The sequence below is a fragment of the Bartonella sp. HY761 genome, assembly GCF_026743145.1.
Classification (GTDB): domain Bacteria; phylum Pseudomonadota; class Alphaproteobacteria; order Rhizobiales; family Rhizobiaceae; genus HY038.
In genome coordinates this window covers 2,256,919-2,276,179 of sequence record NZ_CP104887.1, presented here as the reverse complement: position 1 = coordinate 2,276,179, position 19,261 = coordinate 2,256,919, and the positions used below count along the sequence as shown (strand labels likewise).

17 protein-coding genes are annotated in these 19,261 nt (G+C 39.3%); 10 read left to right on the top strand and 7 right to left on the bottom strand.

The window, feature by feature from the left end:
• Positions 1-32: 32 nt before the first annotated feature.
• The 3 genes from N6A79_RS09860 (at position 33) to N6A79_RS09850 (ending at position 2,280) form a co-directional block, all read left to right on the top strand.
• Positions 33-1,160, top strand: coding sequence for an HlyD family secretion protein (locus N6A79_RS09860; RefSeq protein WP_268545809.1), 1,128 nt, complete (start codon positions 33-35; stop codon positions 1,158-1,160).
• A 151-nt stretch (positions 1,161-1,311) separates the two neighbouring features.
• Positions 1,312-1,551, top strand: a complete 240-nt coding sequence (locus tag N6A79_RS09855; protein WP_268545808.1) for a hypothetical protein — start codon at positions 1,312-1,314, stop codon at positions 1,549-1,551.
• A gap of 576 nt (positions 1,552-2,127) precedes the next feature.
• Complete coding sequence (locus N6A79_RS09850) at positions 2,128-2,280, top strand: hypothetical protein (RefSeq protein ID WP_268545807.1); 153 nt, start codon at positions 2,128-2,130, stop codon at positions 2,278-2,280.
• A gap of 26 nt (positions 2,281-2,306) precedes the next feature.
• On the opposite strand, the gene N6A79_RS09845 is transcribed toward N6A79_RS09850, so the two are convergent.
• On the bottom strand, positions 2,307-2,927 hold the full coding sequence (locus tag N6A79_RS09845; RefSeq protein ID WP_262078383.1) for a hypothetical protein: 621 nt from the start codon (positions 2,925-2,927) through the stop codon (positions 2,307-2,309).
• A 788-nt stretch (positions 2,928-3,715) separates the two neighbouring features.
• Positions 3,716-4,093 (bottom strand): hypothetical protein, encoded by a 378-nt coding sequence (locus N6A79_RS09840; protein ID WP_268545806.1) that lies wholly within the window; start codon positions 4,091-4,093, stop codon positions 3,716-3,718.
• Positions 4,094-4,369: 276 nt separating this feature from the next.
• Between N6A79_RS09840 and N6A79_RS09835 the strand changes: the two genes are divergently transcribed.
• Positions 4,370-5,371, top strand: coding sequence for a hypothetical protein (locus N6A79_RS09835; protein WP_268545804.1), 1,002 nt, complete (start codon positions 4,370-4,372; stop codon positions 5,369-5,371).
• A 587-nt stretch (positions 5,372-5,958) separates the two neighbouring features.
• Here N6A79_RS09835 and N6A79_RS09830 read toward each other — a convergent pair.
• Positions 5,959-6,138, bottom strand: a complete 180-nt coding sequence (locus tag N6A79_RS09830) for a hypothetical protein (RefSeq protein ID WP_268545803.1) — start codon at positions 6,136-6,138, stop codon at positions 5,959-5,961.
• 158 nt (positions 6,139-6,296) lie between these two features.
• Positions 6,297-6,785 (bottom strand): hypothetical protein, encoded by a 489-nt coding sequence (locus N6A79_RS09825; RefSeq protein ID WP_268545802.1) that lies wholly within the window; start codon positions 6,783-6,785, stop codon positions 6,297-6,299.
• 212 nt (positions 6,786-6,997) lie between these two features.
• Here N6A79_RS09825 and N6A79_RS09820 point away from each other — a divergent pair, with 212 nt between their 5' ends.
• Positions 6,998-8,455: an alkaline phosphatase gene (locus N6A79_RS09820; protein WP_182417468.1), complete on the top strand. Its 1,458-nt coding sequence runs from the start codon at positions 6,998-7,000 to the stop codon at positions 8,453-8,455.
• A gap of 188 nt (positions 8,456-8,643) precedes the next feature.
• Positions 8,644-9,096 carry a hypothetical protein gene (locus N6A79_RS09815; RefSeq protein ID WP_268545801.1) on the top strand — a complete coding sequence of 151 codons (453 nt, stop codon included), beginning with the start codon at positions 8,644-8,646 and terminating at the stop codon, positions 9,094-9,096.
• Positions 9,097-9,165: 69 nt separating this feature from the next.
• Here N6A79_RS09815 and N6A79_RS09810 read toward each other — a convergent pair whose 3' ends face one another.
• The 3 genes from N6A79_RS09810 to N6A79_RS09800 all read right to left on the bottom strand — a co-directional run bounded on the left by N6A79_RS09810 (position 9,166) and on the right by N6A79_RS09800 (position 12,982).
• Positions 9,166-9,546, bottom strand: a complete 381-nt coding sequence (locus tag N6A79_RS09810; protein WP_182417470.1) for a DUF1090 domain-containing protein — start codon at positions 9,544-9,546, stop codon at positions 9,166-9,168.
• A gap of 970 nt (positions 9,547-10,516) precedes the next feature.
• Positions 10,517-10,855, bottom strand: coding sequence for a zinc ribbon domain-containing protein YjdM (locus tag N6A79_RS09805; protein WP_182419727.1), 339 nt, complete (start codon positions 10,853-10,855; stop codon positions 10,517-10,519).
• A gap of 912 nt (positions 10,856-11,767) precedes the next feature.
• Entirely contained in the window at positions 11,768-12,982 is a 1,215-nt protein-coding gene (locus tag N6A79_RS09800; protein ID WP_268545800.1) for an MFS transporter, read from the bottom strand.
• A gap of 1,095 nt (positions 12,983-14,077) precedes the next feature.
• Here N6A79_RS09800 and N6A79_RS09795 point away from each other — a divergent pair.
• The 4 genes from N6A79_RS09795 (at position 14,078) to N6A79_RS09780 (ending at position 19,248) form a co-directional block, all read left to right on the top strand.
• Positions 14,078-14,593 carry an Hcp family type VI secretion system effector gene (locus tag N6A79_RS09795; protein ID WP_263499734.1) on the top strand — a complete coding sequence of 172 codons (516 nt, stop codon included), beginning with the start codon at positions 14,078-14,080 and terminating at the stop codon, positions 14,591-14,593.
• 331 nt (positions 14,594-14,924) lie between these two features.
• Positions 14,925-17,648 (top strand): type VI secretion system tip protein TssI/VgrG, encoded by a 2,724-nt coding sequence (gene tssI, locus N6A79_RS09790; RefSeq protein ID WP_326848734.1) that lies wholly within the window; start codon positions 14,925-14,927, stop codon positions 17,646-17,648.
• Between the two features lie 9 nt (positions 17,649-17,657).
• Positions 17,658-18,848 (top strand): DUF2169 family type VI secretion system accessory protein, encoded by a 1,191-nt coding sequence (locus N6A79_RS09785; RefSeq protein ID WP_263499735.1) that lies wholly within the window; start codon positions 17,658-17,660, stop codon positions 18,846-18,848.
• Positions 18,838-19,248 (top strand): PAAR-like domain-containing protein, encoded by a 411-nt coding sequence (locus N6A79_RS09780; RefSeq protein WP_268545798.1) that lies wholly within the window; start codon positions 18,838-18,840, stop codon positions 19,246-19,248. The genes N6A79_RS09785 and N6A79_RS09780 overlap by 11 nt, the downstream gene beginning before the upstream one ends.
• The last annotated feature ends 13 nt before the right edge of the window (positions 19,249-19,261 follow it).

Sequence of the window (19,261 nt, the reverse complement as noted above, 5' to 3'; positions counted from 1 at the left end):
GAAAGACGATAGGCAGAATTAGAGATTGAAATATGATTACCTTTCTTAGATCAAAAGCATCGATCGTTGCAATTGTTGCAGGTGTCGCAGGCGGCCTCGGGATTCTTTATGCATGGCAATTGCCGCCTTTTGCGTCTGCGGTGCAAACGACGGATAATGCTTATGTGCGTGGTTTTGTAACCGTTTTAAGTCCGCAAGTGACAGGCAATATTGCTGAAGTTGCAGTTAAGGATTATGAAAAAGTTGCTCAAGGGCAACTGCTAATCCGTATTGATGACCGCATTTATAAACAAAAATTAGAGCAGGCAGAGGCAAGTTTAGCATCAAAAAAGGCAGCCCTTGCCAATTCTTTCCAACAAGAAAAATCGGCTAATGCCAAAATTTTATCGGCTGAGGCGCAAATTGCAAGTGCGAAAGCTGGTCTTCATAAGGCAGAGTTAAATTGGCAACGTATTGAGCCTTTGACACAGCGCGGTGTTTCTACCCAAAGTGATGCAGATAGCGCGCGTGCAGCACTTGACCAAGCAACTGCCGCCAAGGAGCAGGCAGATGCAGGGCTTGACGTTGCAAAACAAGATTTGCAAACCATTATTGTTGCCCGCAAAGGGCTTGAAGCTGATGTTAATGGCGCTGAAGCCGCAGTAGCGCTAGCGCAGATCGACCTTGACCACACCAATATTTACTCGCCACGCAATGGCCGCGTTGGCGAGGTTGGGGCAAAGCTTGGCCAATATGTTGCAATTGGTACGCAATTATTGGCGGTTGTACCAGATGATGTTTGGGTGGTTGCTAATTATAAGGAAACTCAACTTGCTAATATGAAGGTGGGACAACCGGCAAGTTTTACCGTTGATGCTTTGAATAATATGGAAATGAAAGGTGTTGTCACACGTTTTTCACCGGCTGCTGGTTCTGAATTTTCAGTTTTAAAACCAGATAATGCAACGGGTAATTTCACCAAAGTCGCACAGCGCATACCTGTGCGTATCGAAATTGATCCAGACCAAAAGGGTATTGACCGTTTAGCGCCCGGCATGTCGGTTATGGTGCATGTTGATACATCAAAGCCGGGAAAGGAACAAATTACTAACTTTAACGGTAATTTAAGCCATATTCCTGCCGAGTTACCGGAAAACTCCACCACACCGGAAGCTAAATAGGTTAGACTTTATGTTATTACTTGTTCATTTCAAATTTGGTAATGAACAAGTAATTTATATTGTCGTAAATTGCTATGGCTAGGTGCGTATAAATTCGGCATATCTAAATTGAAAAATGGTGAATGTGTGTTAAAATTTTAAAAGTGCCAGAGTGGATACTGAAGCGGCCAACGCTTGCAATCTGGATTTACCTGAGACAATGCTTCTTGTCGTTGGTTTTTGTTTAGCTGTCACCTTAATTGTCACACCTGTCTATTTATGTGTTATGGTTGTTGCTGCGACAGGAGTATTCGCTGCAACTTGGTCTATACTCGTAATCATTGTTGCCTATGCAGCTTTTGCCTTGGTGCTTGAAGATGTTTTAACTTGCCTTAACGTTCAACCATTTTAATTGGTGATCTTGCGGCAAAATATCCATTAGTTGCTAGGGCTATGAAGCTTGTTGGTGATGTCTAGAAATTTCTAAAAATATTGCCAAGCAGTTACGGAACTCTTAAAATCTGTTTGGGCGGCGGTTGTTTCCGCCTGGAACGGTAATCTTGATCGCTTGACCGATATTATTAATACTATTACACAAAAAGGGTAAAGCTAACTAATATGACCCCGCAATGGAAGAGGGAAAGTCTTGATTGGGGCGGCGATGAGGAATCGCGCGAACAATGGTTGGCAAATGATGTTATTCAACAACGTATAAACCAAGCACAATAAAGTACCAGCAGTATTGAATTGCACCAACTAAAGAATGAACCACTAGGCGTATTGGAGTTTCAACCAATAACCAAGGTTAAACAATTACCTATGATCATTCACTTCCAAAGTACCGTGTTCAGCGTGTTGATAATGATGCTGTGCCGGACTTAAACCCCGTTGCACCAAGCATAGGGCAACTAGTCCAAATCAAATCAAGGCACGAGTTACAACGACAATCCCTGCTAATTTAGCGCAAAAATCGGAAGTTAAAAAAGATGTGAATGTAAGTGTTGTCGCGGCTAACATTATCATTAATAATACAATGGACACAGAGGCCGCAGCCAATGCTGCGGCGATAAAGGTAAGTGGTGTGCTATATTGTGAAATTAACAAGGCTATTGCAAATAGTGCAGATGACGTAGCGCGTTGAAGTGCTATTTGCCTGATAAAGTTAGTTTAGATTTGAAAACCGCTTTTTAGTGTAAATCCAATTAATAATAAAAATAATATAAAAGAAATAGAAATACCAAAAAATCTACAGCAAGCGGACATTCTAATATCACGATCAGTTAGCGAGAGTAAAATTATATAAATTATCAGGTTAAATAAAATAACTGAGAATGGAATAAATAATAAATATGCATTGAGTTTGGCTTTATCTCCGCTAAAAAATGAGAAGGTTATTGTGATAAAAACCACAGCATAAAAGTAACCCATAATAGGAGATATAAAATCTTGTTTTTCTTTTAAGAATGAAATAGATTTTTTTAGGTTACATAGTTTAAATAAAATTATCCACCAGTATGCTGAACCCGCTATACAAATATTTATATAAAGAGTTTTGGCATCAAAAATAAATTCTATGTATTTATACCAAAGAGTGTTTCGTTCTAGATGTAGCATATCAAAATTTGTTGGATTTAATGGGCAAAAATACTCCCATACCCACCCCGAAAGTAATGCAAAACCTGCTGTGGCTATAAATATCAAGGCAAAAATTATAAACTTTCCGTTTAGAATAAGAAGCTTAAAAACCGCATCACAATAATCTTCTTTTTTTAATTTGTTGTCGTTCATTAATCAACTTTCTGTTTTTAATTACTTTGCAATAACCTTGTTGTCATCGCAGCAAAGGCAGGGTTAAATTTAAAATGGAATAAATACGTGCGGGGTCTGTGCGTTTTTGGATTTTGATACCATCTTCAAATATTTCTACATCGGCTATTGGTAGCCAATTGTTGCCTCGCTTTGGTTATTTCCTTCAAAGGCAAGTGGAGCGGTTGGCACAATTAGCCGGCCATATGCTGTTACTATTCTTTTCTTTTCTGGGGCAATTGCACCGCTGCTACTAGGGTCATGAAAACCTTTAAAAATCGAAATGGAGGTTCCATGGCTTTTACGATTGTCCGTGCTTTTTAGTTTGATACGGCTAACCTATTTTTCAAGCCTAAAAGCTTCTCGCCATATAGAAATCAATCATTGTTCCTAGCAGCTAGAATGCCTGCGAAGCTTTCAAAATCAAAATCTTCTAATTCAGTCAAAGCTGCCTACTTGGTTTATGAAAGTTGCTGTGTTGCAATCCCATCTACTTGTTAAGCCTTACGAGGTTTTATAAATGCGGAATATATTGCAATTGATGGGATAGCAAAACAAATAAGCCAACAATTTACACTGGCGGATGGGGTCATCAAAAATAAAAATTGATAATGCCAATAAAGCAAATGGATAATCCACAACGGCTAACACTATTGTTGCAAGCTTTTTTATATTGCTGCTCTCATGGCTTTGTAAACTACAGCGCAGATGCTGGACTTGGCAAAGTTGCGTAAAACATTGATGAAAGGGGCTTAATGCTTTTTTTTAAATTACTTTAATGTTCCATTTACACATTTTGAAGCAATAGTCTTCGTATAATCTCTAACTGCTTTTTGTTTTCCTTCTTTAGTTTTAGCTATTGGGTGTGAATAGGCACCAGACATAATCGTTCTTAGATTTTTCCTTGCTTCTTCACTTACTTTGGTTCTACTTACTCCCTCAAGCAGATTATTTAAGGGCTCGCCTATTTGTCTCAGGCTCATGGACGAGGATGCTACTTTAACATATTGCTCACACTTAGCTTTGTTAATTTGACGCGTTCTTTCGGCTTTATCTGCACTGAAATTGTTGGATTGCGCATTTGCAAATGATGATGAAATTAGCGGTTGGGTGACTAGCAATAAACTTAACAATAAAATTCTAAACATTTCTGGCCCTCTGTAATATTTCAAAGCAATGATGCAAATAAGAAATGCACAAAACAAAATAAAAATAAAGGGGCTTTAAGTCCATTTTTTATTAAAACATCTAGAAACCTTTTCAATAGTAATTGAATTTCAAGCACAGATTTTGAGAATGTAGTGCGTAATTAAAGCCCGCCGTAATTATCAAAATAACAAATTAACAAAATGAGTGTAGATTACGAATGATATTTGCGACAAGGCCGTATAAGATCATCTGATAATAAATTGAGTGAGGCTCTAATGAAGTTTGTTTTTAATTTAATCGCTTTGGTATTGTTGTTCTTTTGGGGAGGACTGATGCAAGCCTCGGCCACGCAGTGGAAAAATGAGCGCACCGGTAAGACGGTAGATCTATTGGAAGGCCAGAGCTTGTTAGAAATTTTACCGGGGCAATCATACTATCTTTTGAAAGGGACCACCTATCAGCAAGTAGCAACAGTAACAGTAAGGCGTTTTGCAATTGATAACATTAAAGAGTTTCAAAAACAGCTCACAGAAAATAGATCGCGCAGTGTCGAAAATTTCAAAATCATAGAGGATTGGGCTGGGTTCAAAATTGATGGGAATGATGCCTATCGGTTGGTGTCCATTGAGGATGTTTTTGGTTCTGAACACAAAATAACAGAAACCCTTCTCTTAGCACAACAAGATCGTTACTGTTTGATCAATCGCCAAGTCGAAGTAAGCCCTAATCAAGAGCCAACCGAAATTTTAAACAATGCTGAGTCGAAGGAACTGGCTCCACTATTTGATAAGATGCTATTGAGTTGTGTCAGTGATGCCCCTGCCATCCCATTTCCCCTTCATGGTGAGTGGAAAAATAAATTAACAGGTAAAACTGTAACGTTGCCTTCAGATTGGGAGGGTATTGAAATAAAGCATCCAGAGACTGGAGAATTGATCGAGAGTGATCAAGGCACGGCGGTCTCGTATAATAACGGCATGTGGGAGTCGATAATTTTTATGGCTTTTAATGAAACTCTCAAGCTAGCAAGAGATGAAATGGTTGCACAGTATTTAAGTAGGATTTACGATACTAAGAAAACAAAGCAAACAATCGCCGGACAACAAATTGAGATTGTGAAAGGCTGTCTAAAAAATAACATTAGTTGTTATGAAATTTCGCAATTAAACATAGGAGAAAACTTTGCATTTTTTGTGGTTTCGTATCTGAAGGATAAAGAGCCGTCAAAAAGCCGTGAAGAGATACTGACTGCTTTAGTGAAAAGCATGGTGCCTTAATGGCAAGCATTAGTGCTGAAGAACAGATGCTTTGCGGTCACAAGCCTTTTACAAAATTGAGTGTTGTCGCAAATATTTTTAGTCATCTATGTTATTAAAAAGCATTATCAGTAGCCCCGCTTTTGGGCGGGGCTTTTTATGGGGGCGATATACCAAGAGATTTATTGAATGGCTTTCCAGGTAATTGAACAATCATCACAAGGCACACTGTACTATCGCAAGTCTGCTTAAAGGGGGTATCCTGTTGGACGCACAAAAGGCTCACCAAGTTCAAAATTTATTTAGTCTGCGATCAAGACGGCAAGCCAATATGTCTATTATTGTGCGAAAAACAAGTAAGTAACTATAAAGGCGCGGTTCTTCTGTTACCAGTTCTGCTTGATGCGCAAGAACTGATTGTTGACAGAGGTATTGACACAGACTGGTTAAGGCAAGCGTTGTTTGATCTTTCCTTCCCTAATGTGTACAGCCACAATCATATACTTTGACAAAACAATTTAGAAATTACCTCATAAGATTGAAAACTTGTTTGCAAAACTTAAACGTTGGCGGCGTATCGCAACAAGATGTGCCCAACGAAAATTGGTTCATACTTTCTTTGCAGCCATATGTATCGCTGTAGCTAAACTATTGGCGGTAGAAAGTGCCGTCATTTTACTTGATTTGGTAATGGTGGTGGCAACATTTTGCGTTGTATTGGTTAAACTCCGCATGAAATCATCCAAACGCTCAACCACAATACGTACCGACGATACAGCTTCAACCAATAGATTGCCTGTTGTCGATGATAAATTATATAGAGAAAAAACACTTCATAATAAAAAAGCAATGAGAAACAGTAAGACCAGAATACCTGGCGCATAATCCATTTTTACCAAGCATGCCATGGTTAAAATTGCATGGACGACTGGTAAACCAATAGCGCTTAAAAAATCACTGCTTTTAATAAACCAACATTTGATCCTACTTCTGATAATACGAGGGCATAATTTGGGGCGCGTTGATAAGCGGTTTCGGCTGCTTTGTCTTGTTTGGCCACATGAAATTTAACGCCGTTTTGCAAATATTGTCTTGTTTCACGCACAGCTACTTTGCTTTCAGTAACTTTGTTGAGCACCAATATGATGCGATCAAGATCAATGCCCTTTTCGACAAGTTCATTGGCAAAGATGAGTTGCGGTTCAAGGTCGTCAATTGGTAAACCAGTTGGCACAAAAATCAAATTAGATAGCTTGGTAATTTCAAGACTTGGGTGATCTGAAACCGGCTTTCCATCGGCAACAACAAGATCCACCATTTTACGGCTCATCATTGTTGGCATATTATAAGCTTGGCCAAAAATAACGGGTTGATGACCTTTTTCTTCGCTTAGCTTATATCCATATAAAAAGCTTCGTTGTAGGTATCTTATCATAAAACAATTTTTGAATAAAAAATGAATTTTATTTCAAGAATGCTTTTTGATAAAATGAATTGGCAGAAAACCGCCCACTTCTTATAAAAAAGTTGGGATTTTTATTTTCCTTAATGTATTAGCTCGTTTTTGTCCGAAAATAGCGACGTGTCATATCACTGAAATATAGGTGCAGTATCCGCATTCTACATTCTGGCAAAAAGGGATACTCCATGAAACTTCATAAACTTGTACTTTTGGCTCTTGGCCTTACAACTGTCTTTGGCGGTGCTGTTTCTCCGTCAATGGCGCAAGATGCACCTGCAAAAAACGTTATCTTATTAATAACTGATGGTGCGGGTATCAATACATGGCGTGCAGCAAGCTATTATCGCCATGGTGCTCTTGGCCATGAGGTCTATGATGATTTTGATGTTAAGGCATTTATGTCAACCTATCCACTCAACACGTCTAATACGCCAACCAAAACTAATGATGGTTCAGTTACTTTCAATGCATCTGAGCTTTGGGATGCGGCACCAAGTAATGAAGTATTCAAGGGATCGCTTGGTAATTATCCTGGTTATTTCAAAGGCTATGACTATACACGTACCGACTATACCGATAGTGCTGCTGCAGCAACAGCTTTGGCAACAGGACAAAAGACTTATAATAATGCTATTAATTGGTCGAATAATGATACCAAGCTAAAACATATTGGTGAATACGCAGTTGAAAGTGGTCGCTCATTGGGCTCGATTTCGACTGTGCAGTGGACTCATGCGACACCGGCTGGCTTTCTCTCGCATAATGCTAGTCGTAATGAATATAGCGCGATGGCGCAAGATATCGTTAATTCTGGTATGGCAAGCGTTGTCATGGGGGCAGGACATCCAAACTTCGATAAGGAAGGCAAGCCCGTTGAGGCCAAGGATGATAAAGCCTATCGTTATGTAGGTGGTAAAGACACTTGGGATAAGCTTAAAAACGGCGAAACAGATTATGTTCTCATCGAAACCAAAGAGGATTTCGAAAAACTTGCTGCAGGTAAGTTTGATCTTGGTAATAAAACCAAGCTACTTGGTACAGTTCAAAATCATTTAACAACTCAGTTTAATCGTCCAGGCGTTGCCATGGGGCAGCCTCTTGAAAACCAACCAAGCCTTGCAACCATGACCAAAGGCGCACTTAATGTGCTTTCAAAAAATGAAAAAGGCTTTTTCTTGATGGTTGAAGGTGGTGCGGTTGATTGGGCCGCACATGCTAATAATCTGCCGCGTTTAATTGAAGAGCAAATCGATTTTAACCTTGCGGTTGAAGCGGTTGCAGAGTGGGTTGAGGCCAATTCATCATGGGATGAAACCCTAATCATCGTAACGACTGATCATGGTAACGGTTTGTTGCAGGGACCAGATAGCAATAGCACTGCCTATTCGGACCTTATCAATCAAGGCGCTGGTGCTTTGCCGCTTGTTCGCTGGCATACAGATACCCACACACGTGAATTGGTTCCGCTTTATGCTCATGGTAAAGGTGCAGAATTCTTCCGTGATGTAGCTAAAAAAGATGCTGGTCTTGCTGCTTATCATGCAGCAGAAGAAAATCAGATTTATGTTGATAATACAGATGTGTTTCGTGCTTCTCTTGCTGCGTTTGGCTTGAAAGAAACGCCGCTAGCACAGGGGAAATAAATCCTAATAGTTTAAACTAGCATTAATATTTGAAATGCCCGCCCAAGCTTTACCGGCTTTGGCGGGTTAATTGGTTTAAAAGAGTATGAAAGCCTCTATCGCTAAAAAAGGATTAAATGGCGTTTGAAGGCAATAAATGGAAATCATCAGATCTATGTTATTTTATAGCTTAAGGTGGGAAGCAGATCATGAAATTGTTAAGTAAATTCACATTGTCTATGATAGCTATCATGGGATTATTTGGCACCAACACAAGCATAGTGTTGGCTGCTGAAAAACCAATTATTAGCATTTTAAAAGATACGGCTAAGGCTGAAGTTATTCGCGCTAAGCGCAAAGGTGATATTGTTGAAATTGAGGTTCGCTTTAATACGGTGGTTGAACCATTTAGTGGTGCCATTATTTATGAAAAGCTCAATCGCGATTTAGTTTTTATCAGTAGTGGTGAACAAAAATGGCCGCTTGATGCCGCAGAAGATTCTGCGCCCCAAGATCTTAAACTGAATTTTAGTTATGATATGACAAAAACACCACGTATTGGTCAGTGGAAAGGCAAATTTATAGCTCCGCCATCAAATGTCAATAAGATTAACCTTCATATTGATGGCTTGCCTGTGATTGAAAACGTTTCAATCAAATAGTTTATTGACATAAAAAACCCTGCATAAGAATTTATGCAGGGGTCTCAACTGTTTTATGATTTTAATAAATTATCGAACGTTGCTGCGAGCTTCTTCAAGTTCGCGGACAGCTTCGTCAAGCTTTTTGGTCTTCTTAGCAATTTTCTTGGCATCACCGCCCATTTTGGCGTCTTCTAGTTCTGCCTTACGCTGAGCTACTTTGTGTTCCTTTTCAGCAACCTTTTGTAAATTGCTTGCACGGCGACCTGCATCGGTGCAATGCTGGTTTACTTCACTTAAAGCCTTTTCTAGGCCTGCAATTTTATGGGTATGGCCATGTTGACGGGCATAATCAATTTGCTTTTGGATGTTTGCTTTTTCTATTGCACATTCGCCAGTGGCGCTTTGAGCGCTTGCAGCAGCAGGAACGAGTAAAAGCAATGAACAGCCAAGGATAAGTTTCTTAATCATAATAACTCCTTTTTGTATTATTTATAGCTTATATATAAGCCATATCGAAAGAATAATCCAATAGTATTTTTAATAAATTACCAATTTTAATTGAAGTTTAAAAACGAAATGAAAGCTAATTTGAATATTTGTTCAGATTCCATTCATTTTTCCATAATTTATCCAGTTATGATACAAGTATAGTTTGATTTATTCTTATTAGCTTTTTTATTGATTAGTTTTTTTCTAATTAGCTATTTTTATGATTCTCACAATTTATATATCAAATATGCCTAGTATCTAGGACTTAAAAAGATATTTTAAAATGCTGATAGGTTGTGCTAGTTTAACAAGATATCGAAAAAATATAAGTCAATCTAATAATATACTATAATAATACGTAACTGTATTATAATTTACTGCTATTATATTTAATAGCTTTCCATGACGAAAATAAACTTTAGCTATAAGAATTGAATCATTAGAAACATCTTATTTGATGATTATGTAATATTATAAAAAGACAAATTCAATTCAAACTGCGATAGCCTTCGTCACTTATAATAGCATGATTGTTAGCTCTTTGCTATTGCTATTGCTGTGATGAAGAAAAAGTGAATTGAGACCGCTACTTAGCTATGCATCTTCTTCATATAGGCAAAGCTGTTGCGTAGAGATGCAGTCTTAACGTATCGATATAATCGCCAAAGGCATTTAAACGAGATTTGAATATTAACCGCATTATTAATGCGGTATGGTTGGCATCTTGCCCATTTGACCTTTACACTGCTGTCGATTGAGGTTTTCTTTTGTAGTTGCAGAAGGCAAGACGTTTTGTGATGTTTTTTTGCCTATGAAGGTGTTAGTTGGTTGGTATTAAAGCTATAAGGCTTATTGGCTGCATAACTAACGGCCGCAATCAGGCAAAGTTTTGCAAATATAGAGATTGGGGCATAGACACTATTGCATCAAATGCCCCAATAAATTGCAATTAGTCTTGCACTTTTTTGACGAATTCAGACTTTAGTCCCATTTGACCAATGCCAGGAATTTTACAATCAATGTCGTGATCTCCATCAACAAGGCGAATGTTTTTTACCTTAGTGCCAACTTTAACCACCGAAGACGATCCTTTTACTTTAAGATCTTTGATAACACTTACGGTGTCGCCATCATTAAGCTCAGTACCATTGGCATCACGAACAACAATTTTATCGCCACTTTGGGTGGATGCATTCCACTCATTACCACATTCGGGGCAAATATAGTTGCTACCGTCTTCATAAGTATAGGTTGAATTGCATTGTGGGCATGCTGGAAGCTCACTCATCATATAGTCCTTATTTTCATTCCTAAAGGGATACATCATGGCTTAATGAAAAACTTTGATGTGTTTATATGGCTTGGTTGTTATCCAAACTCTTTATTCAAGAAATATTATTATAAGTTTTGAATTTTTCTAATTTTGAAAAGACCCATACAAGAATTTTGCAAATTTTAACAGTAAAATTTTTAAATAGGTAAAATTCAACGCAATTTAAGGGCAAATAGGTTTTATCATTGCAGGTTATGCCTTTAGTAAGGTGCGGCTTTTGGTTTGACGCCTATAGCAAACATGTTTTAAACTAATTGCCCTGCTTTAATGTTAAAACAATTATATTGCTTTTATCTAACCAACCCAACAGGCGATCTTTTATTGTTATGGCTGCTGTGTGACACATTTGGTCCTGCTCATAATTTCTGTAATCAGTAATATGTGCGATGTTAGCGATAGGCGAAAGTAAGGTAATATGCACATTGAAGTTCTATGAGAATGTAGATTTAATTTATTTTTGTGTCCTTTCAGGATAGAAGTATATTTCACGGTAACTTTGTTGAAGAGCCTTGAAAATATTTATATTTCTCAGCGGCTATTCTTGCATTCAATCTTTGGGTTATCACGAAAATTCTTCATAACATTTCGTTCAAATTAATGGCGCCTGAAACTGAGTATATTAGCTGAAATACCAAAGGATATCTTTAGTTATACAAAAATTTTATCGCAAATTTTAATGGTAATGTATTTGTAGCGCAAATGCGCTGCCTTTATAGAATTTCGAGTATCTTTATTTAAAAAATATTGTTAAATAATTGCCCTTATTGATTAATCGTCCAGAAACTCTTCTTGTGCTTGAAGCTGATCAATAGCATTTTTTATTTGCTGAGCGGTTCGAGGCGCAAGCTTTATTGCATGTTGCAAATTTTAAGTTTTACTTACTCCCTCAGCTTCCTTTTTTATGTAAAAGCACAAAATTAAAGCAAGAAAAAGCAAACAGCTTGTAAAGATTATTACCGTTGTCCAGCCGCCTTTAAACCAAAACCAACCGCCAAAAGCACCGATAAAGCTTGAACCCATATAATAAAACAAAAGGTAAAGCGCAGATGCGTGTCCTTTAGCACCTATAGCTATGCGCCCAACCCAAGTACTTGCAACCGTATGTGCCGTAAAAAAGCCTATCGTTATCAAGGTGATACCCAAAATGAAGATATTAAGCGATGTGCTTAAGGTACAAATTAGCCCTAAAAATAATATAAAAACTGCTGCAATGAGTAAATTGCTACGTGGATATTTTTCAGTAAGGCTACCAGCGATAGGTGATACTATCATACCAGCAATAAAGCTTAAAAAAATAAATCCAATTTGTGTAGGGCTAAGGTTAAATGGTGGAGTTGATAGACGAAAATTAGCATAATTCAAAATGGCAACAAAAACACCAAAAATCAAAAATATATAGCAAAAAATTAATAAAAGCCGCTTGGAGCCAATATGACCAAACCAGGCATGGACATGATGGCGAACGTCAAAGCCCTTATGGCGGATAAAACGGTGGGGAACAGGCAGCAAGATGTAAAAGGCAAGAGCAGCAAGAAAATCAATAATACCGATAATTGCAAGCGCACCATGCCAATCAAACCATTCGATCAAAATGCCCATGCCCACCCGACCCATCATGCCGCCAAAGGCTGTGCCGCCAACATAAAGCCCCATGATCTTACCAAGGCCTTTGGGCGAGATTTCTTCAGCCAAATAAGCCATGGCAACGGCAGGGACACCGCCTAGCATAATACCTTCAAAAGCGCGGGCGGTAAGTAGCCAGTGCCAGCTTGGTGCAAATGCTGCCGCAAGATTACATAGGGCTGCACCCAGCATTGAACATGCCATAAGGCCTCGTCGCCCTAAAGCTTCGGAAAAAGCACTTGATAGTAAAATTGAAATTGCTAAAAAACCGGTTGAAAGTGATAAAGCAAGTGAACTTTCAGCAGGTGTCACATTAAAATGATTGGCAAATGATGGTAATAAAGGTTGTACGCAATAAAGCAGTGAAAAGGTAACAAAGCCTGCAAAAAACATAGCAAGACTAATGCGATGAAAAGCTTTTGTCGTTGGCAATATGCCGTCGTCAATTTTAGGTGTCATTAAATTGTTCATGTTTTATTTTTTTGCATTTTTGATCATTATCGGGGTTCGATTTGTTACATCAAAGATAAATTTTGAGCAAAAATCAAAATAATAATTCGTGATCACCAATTATTTTATGAATATTAATTGGCATTGAGCTAGGGGCAGGACTCATTAATTAAAAAAACAAGTACAATAAACTGCAAAAATATACAATTTTGACTTAAGCGGATGAAGGCGAAAAGTGGATGGTATACACATTTGAGCTACACGACGCTATAGATTGCGGATGTTTTTGCGTCCTTTCAGGATATGGCAAATTTACGCGGTAACTTTGTCGAAGAGCCTTGAAAATATTCATATTTGGGGCGGCTCTTCTCACATTTAATCTTTGGGTTCTTACAAAATTTCCTGATACCATTGCGTTCAAATTAAATGGTACAGCTCCTTTTTTATATTCCGTGTATCGTTATGACGAATAATTGTCGTTTAGTTACAGCTTGAATGTTGTATTTTTTAGGAGCTGCTATTCCTAAAATTGTTTCGCAAAGGATCATGTTGCAAAATTTCGTATTTCAACAATGCAATTTAAAGACAATATTTGTGTCAATCCATTGTTGACAGACGAAATATTTTATTCGTTTTCTGTTATTTTTGAGTTAGTGAAAGTGGTTTTGATAAATATCAAGGATTTTTTATATTAGAGTATTGATAATGTTCTAATAACTGCAAAAAATTGCAGTCGACTGCAAGTTTTTGCAGTCGGGTGTTTTTCTTTTTGTTATCTTATAGTTAGGTGCGGTTTTAGCTGTTTTGGGTGAATTTGGACTGCAATTTTTTGCAGTTATTAGTACTTGCTAATTATTGAATGTATGGCAACTAAAATTTATTTTTCTTTTTATTTTCAATTGCTTGGAATTTTATTTTTGTTGTTGCTCCGAGCTGGCATGAAACTTGCTTTGTATTTGGTGTGGGCAAGGGTTTTCATTTCTCCTTTGAACTTTCTTTGCTCACAGGACTGTTGGCTACCATCATTTTAAGCTCTCAATCGGGGGTAAAGTGCCGTCAGTTTTTAAAATGTAAGTTTGTTTGTTTATATAAAAGGATAAAGAAATGCCAACACCAGCCTATATTAAAATCGAAGGTACAACACAGGGTCCAATTACTCAAGGTGCAGCTTCTGAAGATTCAATCGGCAATATCTGGCAAGAAGGTCATGAAGACGAAATCCTCGTTCAGGCCATTGATCATGTTGTTACCATTCCTCGTGATCCACAGTCAGGTCAGCCTTCAGGTCAGCGCGTCCATAAGCCTTTCAAGTTCACAGCAGCTTTGAGCAAAGCAACTCCTTTGCTTTATAATGCGCTTACTTCAGGCGAAATGCTCAGCACTTGTGAAGTGAAATGGTATCGTACCAATACATCAGGTAAGCAAGAGCATTTCTTCACCACCAAGCTTACTGATGCGATCATTGTTGATATTGACTGCAACATGCCTCATTGCCAAGACCCAAAAAATGCTGACTTTACCCAATTGGTAACTGTATCACTAAGCTATCGTAAGATTGAATGGGAACATGCAGTTGCTGGTACTTCAGGTGCTGACGATTGGCGCGCACCTAAGGTTTAATCCTATTTGCAAAGAATGAAGCGTTCATCTGGGATTGAAAAATAAACGCTTCATTCTTGCACTTGCACCCTCATTGATAAGATCAGAGCTATGAATGAGGGAGTTAAGCATCGGCATGGCATGCGGGGTATAGCCATGCCGATGGATATTTAGCCATTAGGCTATGAGCTTAATGGCTTATTAATTTAAGTAATACTTTTTAAATAAAGACAATGGGGGCGTTTAGTTTTGTCCCATTGAAGGGAAGACTTGGCTTTTGTGGCTTTGTTTGACGTTTTAAATAATTCTGCTTTCAATACATCATCCGGAGAAGTGTAAAATGAATCCAATAATGCAACTTCCAAAACAATTCCAAGATCAGGATATTGCCTTTAGCTATTGGATGAAGGAAGCACCTAATGACACCTTTGTCGTCACTGCCTTTGCGGTTGACGAAGCGATCTTTGGTATGACAAAGATTGAAGTCATGCTGTCAAGCAGTGATGATAATATTGATTTGCAAGCCTTGCTTGATAGCCCAGGCACCTTAACTGTACATCATAAATATATGGAAACCTTGCGTCATTTCTCCGGCGTTGTGGTGGAAGCTGAGCGCGGTGACAGAGGTCATCACCGTACTGCTTATCGTCTTGTGCTTATGCCAAGTCTTTATCGTTTGGATCATGGTTCTGATTGTCGTGTATTCCAGACCAAGAAGGTTGGCGATATTGTTAAAGAACTGTTCTCAGAGCATGGCATTGACAATGTCATTTGGGATATTGATGAAGGGTCGCATGATGCCCGTGAATATTGCGTGCAATATCGTGAAAGCCATCTTGGCTTTGTTGAGCGTATTTTAGCTGAAGAAGGTATTTTCTATTACTTCGAGCATGATAAGGAAGGCCTGTTAAAGCTTATCATCTCCGACAAGCCCAATGTTTTGCATGATTGCCCAGGCTTAAAAGAGATTGAATATAATTCCTTATCATCAGGTTCAGTTAAGGGGCTATTTTGCTCTTCGCTTTCTTATCGTGAGAAATTGCGCGCCACAACGGTTGTGCAGCGCGATTACACCTTCAAGAACCCAGTTTATAATCAGGAGCATAAGGAGCGCACCGCTAACCCCAATGGTGAAAAGCATGATTATGAGCTTTATGATTATCCAGGTCGCTATAAGAAGGATAGTGCCGGTAAAGCCTTCACCCGTTATAAGCTAGAAGCAACCCGTGTTGATGCGTCGCTTGGCTATGGTGTATCTAATGCGCCGCATTTGCTGACTGGCCATGCGATTACCTTGTTTGAGCATCCAGATGATCGGTTAAACCAAAAATGGCGGCTCCTCACCATTCGTCATGAGGGCGTACAGCCACAAGCATGGGGTGAGGATGCACAAGGTATCGGCATGGCTGACACTGGCATTGTTGCACCGGGCTTGCATGGTACAACGCTATCGGGCTTAAGTTTTGGTACGACATCATCGCATAGCCCTAATCTGCTCACCCAGAGCTTAAACCGTCGCATGGGGCTAGCTATTGCAGGCAACAATAACGCAAGCGATAACGCCACCGTCTATGCCAATGCCTTTGCCGTGCAGCCATCGCATTTGCCCTACCGCGCCCCACAGACAAGCAAGCCTCTCATCGATGGCCCACAGATTGCAACCGTTGTGGGGCCAGAGGGCGAAGAAATACACACCGACCAATATGGCCGCGTCAAGGTTCACTTCCCATGGGACCGCCACAAAGACCCAAAAGCAGAGGATTCATCATGTTGGATAAGGGTGAGCCAAGCATGGGGTGGCGGTGAATATGGTAACCTTGCTATTCCGCGTATTGGCCATGAGGTGATCGTCGAGTTCTTAGAGGGAGACCCCGATCAGCCGATCATTATGGGTCGTACCTATCATGAAATGAATGTCTCGCCTTATAAATTGCCCGATCATAAGACCAAAATGGCGATCCGCTCTAATTCGCATAAGGGCAATGGTGGCTTTAACGAGCTTTCCTTTGAGGATGAGAATGGTCAAGAAAACATGTTCATGCATGCAGAAAAAGACCAAACAATCAAGGTTAAGAACAACCAGACACAGCGTATCGATGCCAATGCTATTCAAAATATCGGCGCTAATCAAGCGATTGAAGTCGGTAATAACGTCAACCATCAAGTTGGCGGCGGTATGAATACCGTCATCGGTGCCATTGGTGGCGCTGCATCAGGCATATTGGGTAATGTTTTACAAGGCCTTATGGGGCAATCAGCGGGGTTGTTACAACAAGGCATGGCAATTGCTGCTCAAGCTATGATGGCAAGTGCTGCAAAATCTGGCTCTGGCAGTGATAAGGGTAGTAGTGCGGTAAAATCAGCCGCAGCGACAGAACAAGCACCAATGCTAAAATCACCGGCACAAAAATCATCAACTCAAGGCGAGCAAACCAAACAGCTATCAACTCGTGATCAATTAATACAGGCTGGTGAAGATAGAAAAGCTGAAAAAGCCTTAGAGAAAAAAGGCCTTGAAAATATGATTAAGCCTTTATCAGATAGTGCAGAAGCCATTCAAAAGGAAACTGAAGGATTTAGCAAAATTTTATCAGCGGGTTCTGCCCTTGCCTCACTTGCTGGTTCTGGTGAGAAAATGGATATGTTGCGCGGTGCGTTAAACGTTGCCACGCAAGCTGGGCTTCGCTCTGGCGGTGGTGCAGGTATGGCAGCGGCAAGCTCAGGCCTATCACAAATCATTGGTGGGCTTATTGAAAAAGGTATCCGCAATACCACCGTCGAAAAGTTTGACAATAATACCATCGGCATTGGCTCAACCGAACAGGTGGGACAAGTTAAAGTGACAACTGTTGGCCATGTTCATACGGAAAAAGTTGGCAGTACAAGAGCTATCATGGCTGGAGAAGAATTTGCTGTTATGGTTGGTCCTGAAAAGGATGAAAATAATAATCCCATACCGCCAAAAGCTTTGTTGATTATGAAAGCGGATGGAACGATTGTTCTTAAAGGAGCGCGAATTTTTCTCGATGCTTCTGGGCCAATTGAACAAAAAGGTGAAATTATCAATCTCAATTAAAGTATTGTTATGCAAATCAAGAACCTAACACCATTTACACATTTGCGCTTTTCTAAATCTGATAATAAAGGTTTAGAATTTGGTGTTGTCGCATTAAAAGCAACTTATGTTTTTGATGATGATAGCAATTTGCAAATAAGTGACGAGCAAGAAGCCATTAATGCTGAAGAAAAGACCTTTGGTGCACCTGCCTTTTCCAGTTTGAAACAGCCAACGGATCTGGTGGGGTATAAACCATCAACTGATATCATTGTTAATGCAACGGCTTATTCGCCAAAAGGACAACCAACAAAGGCATGGAATGTTGGCTTTGAACTTATGGATGCTAATGGAGTAAAAATTCAAAAAACATTGCGGGTAACAGGTCCTAGATGGTGGATACCGAAATGGAAACGTACTTTAACCGATGATGAAAAAGCAAATTGGAGAGACTATAAACATCTCTTTGAGGGCTGGGAGTTATCTGAGCCTGAAGCTATTACTTCTTTGCCCATTCGATATGAATATGCATATGGCGGTAGTGTGCATAAAAGAAATGATGAAAATGATAATCCTATTATCGAAGCGTTTGAATATAATCCTGTAGGCCGAGGTTTTATTGACCCTGAGTGGAGTGATTACACTCAAAAAATTGCTGCCCCCCAGATTGAAGATCCTAATGATCTCATTAACGATCCCTATAAACAATATATGCCTGTAGGATATGGGGCTATTCAACGTGCGTGGTTACCGCGCCGTCCTCTTGGTGGAACATTTGACCAACATTGGATAGATAATATTTGGCCAAAATGGCCTCAAGATCACAACTTTGCTTATAATAATGCAGCAAGTTCTAACCTATGGGGACATGGCTTTTTAAAACTTCCGATAACGGTTCAATGTGTCAATCTTCATCCAATAAAAAGCAATTGGTTTTTTACCTTTAATGATTGCGATGTTCATGCAGTTTATCATTTAACTGATGAAACAGAATTTGGTGGCCAGCCTCGTCTTGATACAGTGCAAATCGATATCGAAGCAGACGATCCCTTTGATAATTATGCATTTTTAGTTTGGCGATTGATTTACAAACAAGATGAAACAGAACGTCTTATCATGGGTTTTTCTGATGACGCCCCAAATAATATTGAAATGAAAACGCCTCATCCTGATGATTGTGGCATTTATAGTGATGCATTGGAGAGACCTGATGGCAACTAGACCTGTTTCTGGCCGTATGGACGATTGGAATTATATAAGTGCGGTTGGGCCAGATGTTTGTTTAACCCCGATTGGTTCAGCTAAAGTGCCTGTAGCTTATGATTCATTTGTAACTTTTGAAGCAAGTGAGCGTACATCGAAAAGTGTTTACAATAATAAAAAAGAGGATTTTCAAGTCAATACACGGGCAAAAAAGATCCAAGGTCATGAACCAGGTATTGATAAGGGGGTGGTTGTCCAAGGCCACCAAAAATATGCAACAATCCGAAAAGGGTCTTCAACCGTTTTTTCTGAAGGTTGGCAAGTGGTGCGTGATGGTGATCCTGCATGGATTAATCGACCAGATAAAGGCGCAGTTGAAAAACGTAGTGCAGCTCAAAAAAATAAAATAAAATACTAAAGAAAGGGGAACC

Coding starts and splice junctions, on each gene's coding strand:
- N6A79_RS09860 (WP_268545809.1), top strand. CDS start 33: ATGATTACCTTTCTTAGATCAAAAGCATCGATCGTTGCAATTGTTGCA.
- N6A79_RS09805 (WP_182419727.1), bottom strand. CDS start 10,855: ATGAGTGAGCTTCCAGCATGCCCACAATGCAATTCAACCTATACTTAT.
- N6A79_RS09785 (WP_263499735.1), top strand. CDS start 17,658: ATGCAAATCAAGAACCTAACACCATTTACACATTTGCGCTTTTCTAAA.
- tssI (WP_326848734.1), top strand. CDS start 14,925: ATGCAACTTCCAAAACAATTCCAAGATCAGGATATTGCCTTTAGCTAT.
- N6A79_RS09815 (WP_268545801.1), top strand. CDS start 8,644: ATGAAATTGTTAAGTAAATTCACATTGTCTATGATAGCTATCATGGGA.
- N6A79_RS09795 (WP_263499734.1), top strand. CDS start 14,078: ATGCCAACACCAGCCTATATTAAAATCGAAGGTACAACACAGGGTCCA.
- N6A79_RS09780 (WP_268545798.1), top strand. CDS start 18,838: ATGGCAACTAGACCTGTTTCTGGCCGTATGGACGATTGGAATTATATA.
- N6A79_RS09810 (WP_182417470.1), bottom strand. CDS start 9,546: ATGATTAAGAAACTTATCCTTGGCTGTTCATTGCTTTTACTCGTTCCT.
- N6A79_RS09845 (WP_262078383.1), bottom strand. CDS start 2,927: ATGAACGACAACAAATTAAAAAAAGAAGATTATTGTGATGCGGTTTTT.
- N6A79_RS09820 (WP_182417468.1), top strand. CDS start 6,998: ATGAAACTTCATAAACTTGTACTTTTGGCTCTTGGCCTTACAACTGTC.
- N6A79_RS09800 (WP_268545800.1), bottom strand. CDS start 12,982: ATGACACCTAAAATTGACGACGGCATATTGCCAACGACAAAAGCTTTT.
- N6A79_RS09840 (WP_268545806.1), bottom strand. CDS start 4,093: ATGTTTAGAATTTTATTGTTAAGTTTATTGCTAGTCACCCAACCGCTA.
- N6A79_RS09835 (WP_268545804.1), top strand. CDS start 4,370: ATGAAGTTTGTTTTTAATTTAATCGCTTTGGTATTGTTGTTCTTTTGG.
- N6A79_RS09825 (WP_268545802.1), bottom strand. CDS start 6,785: ATGATAAGATACCTACAACGAAGCTTTTTATATGGATATAAGCTAAGC.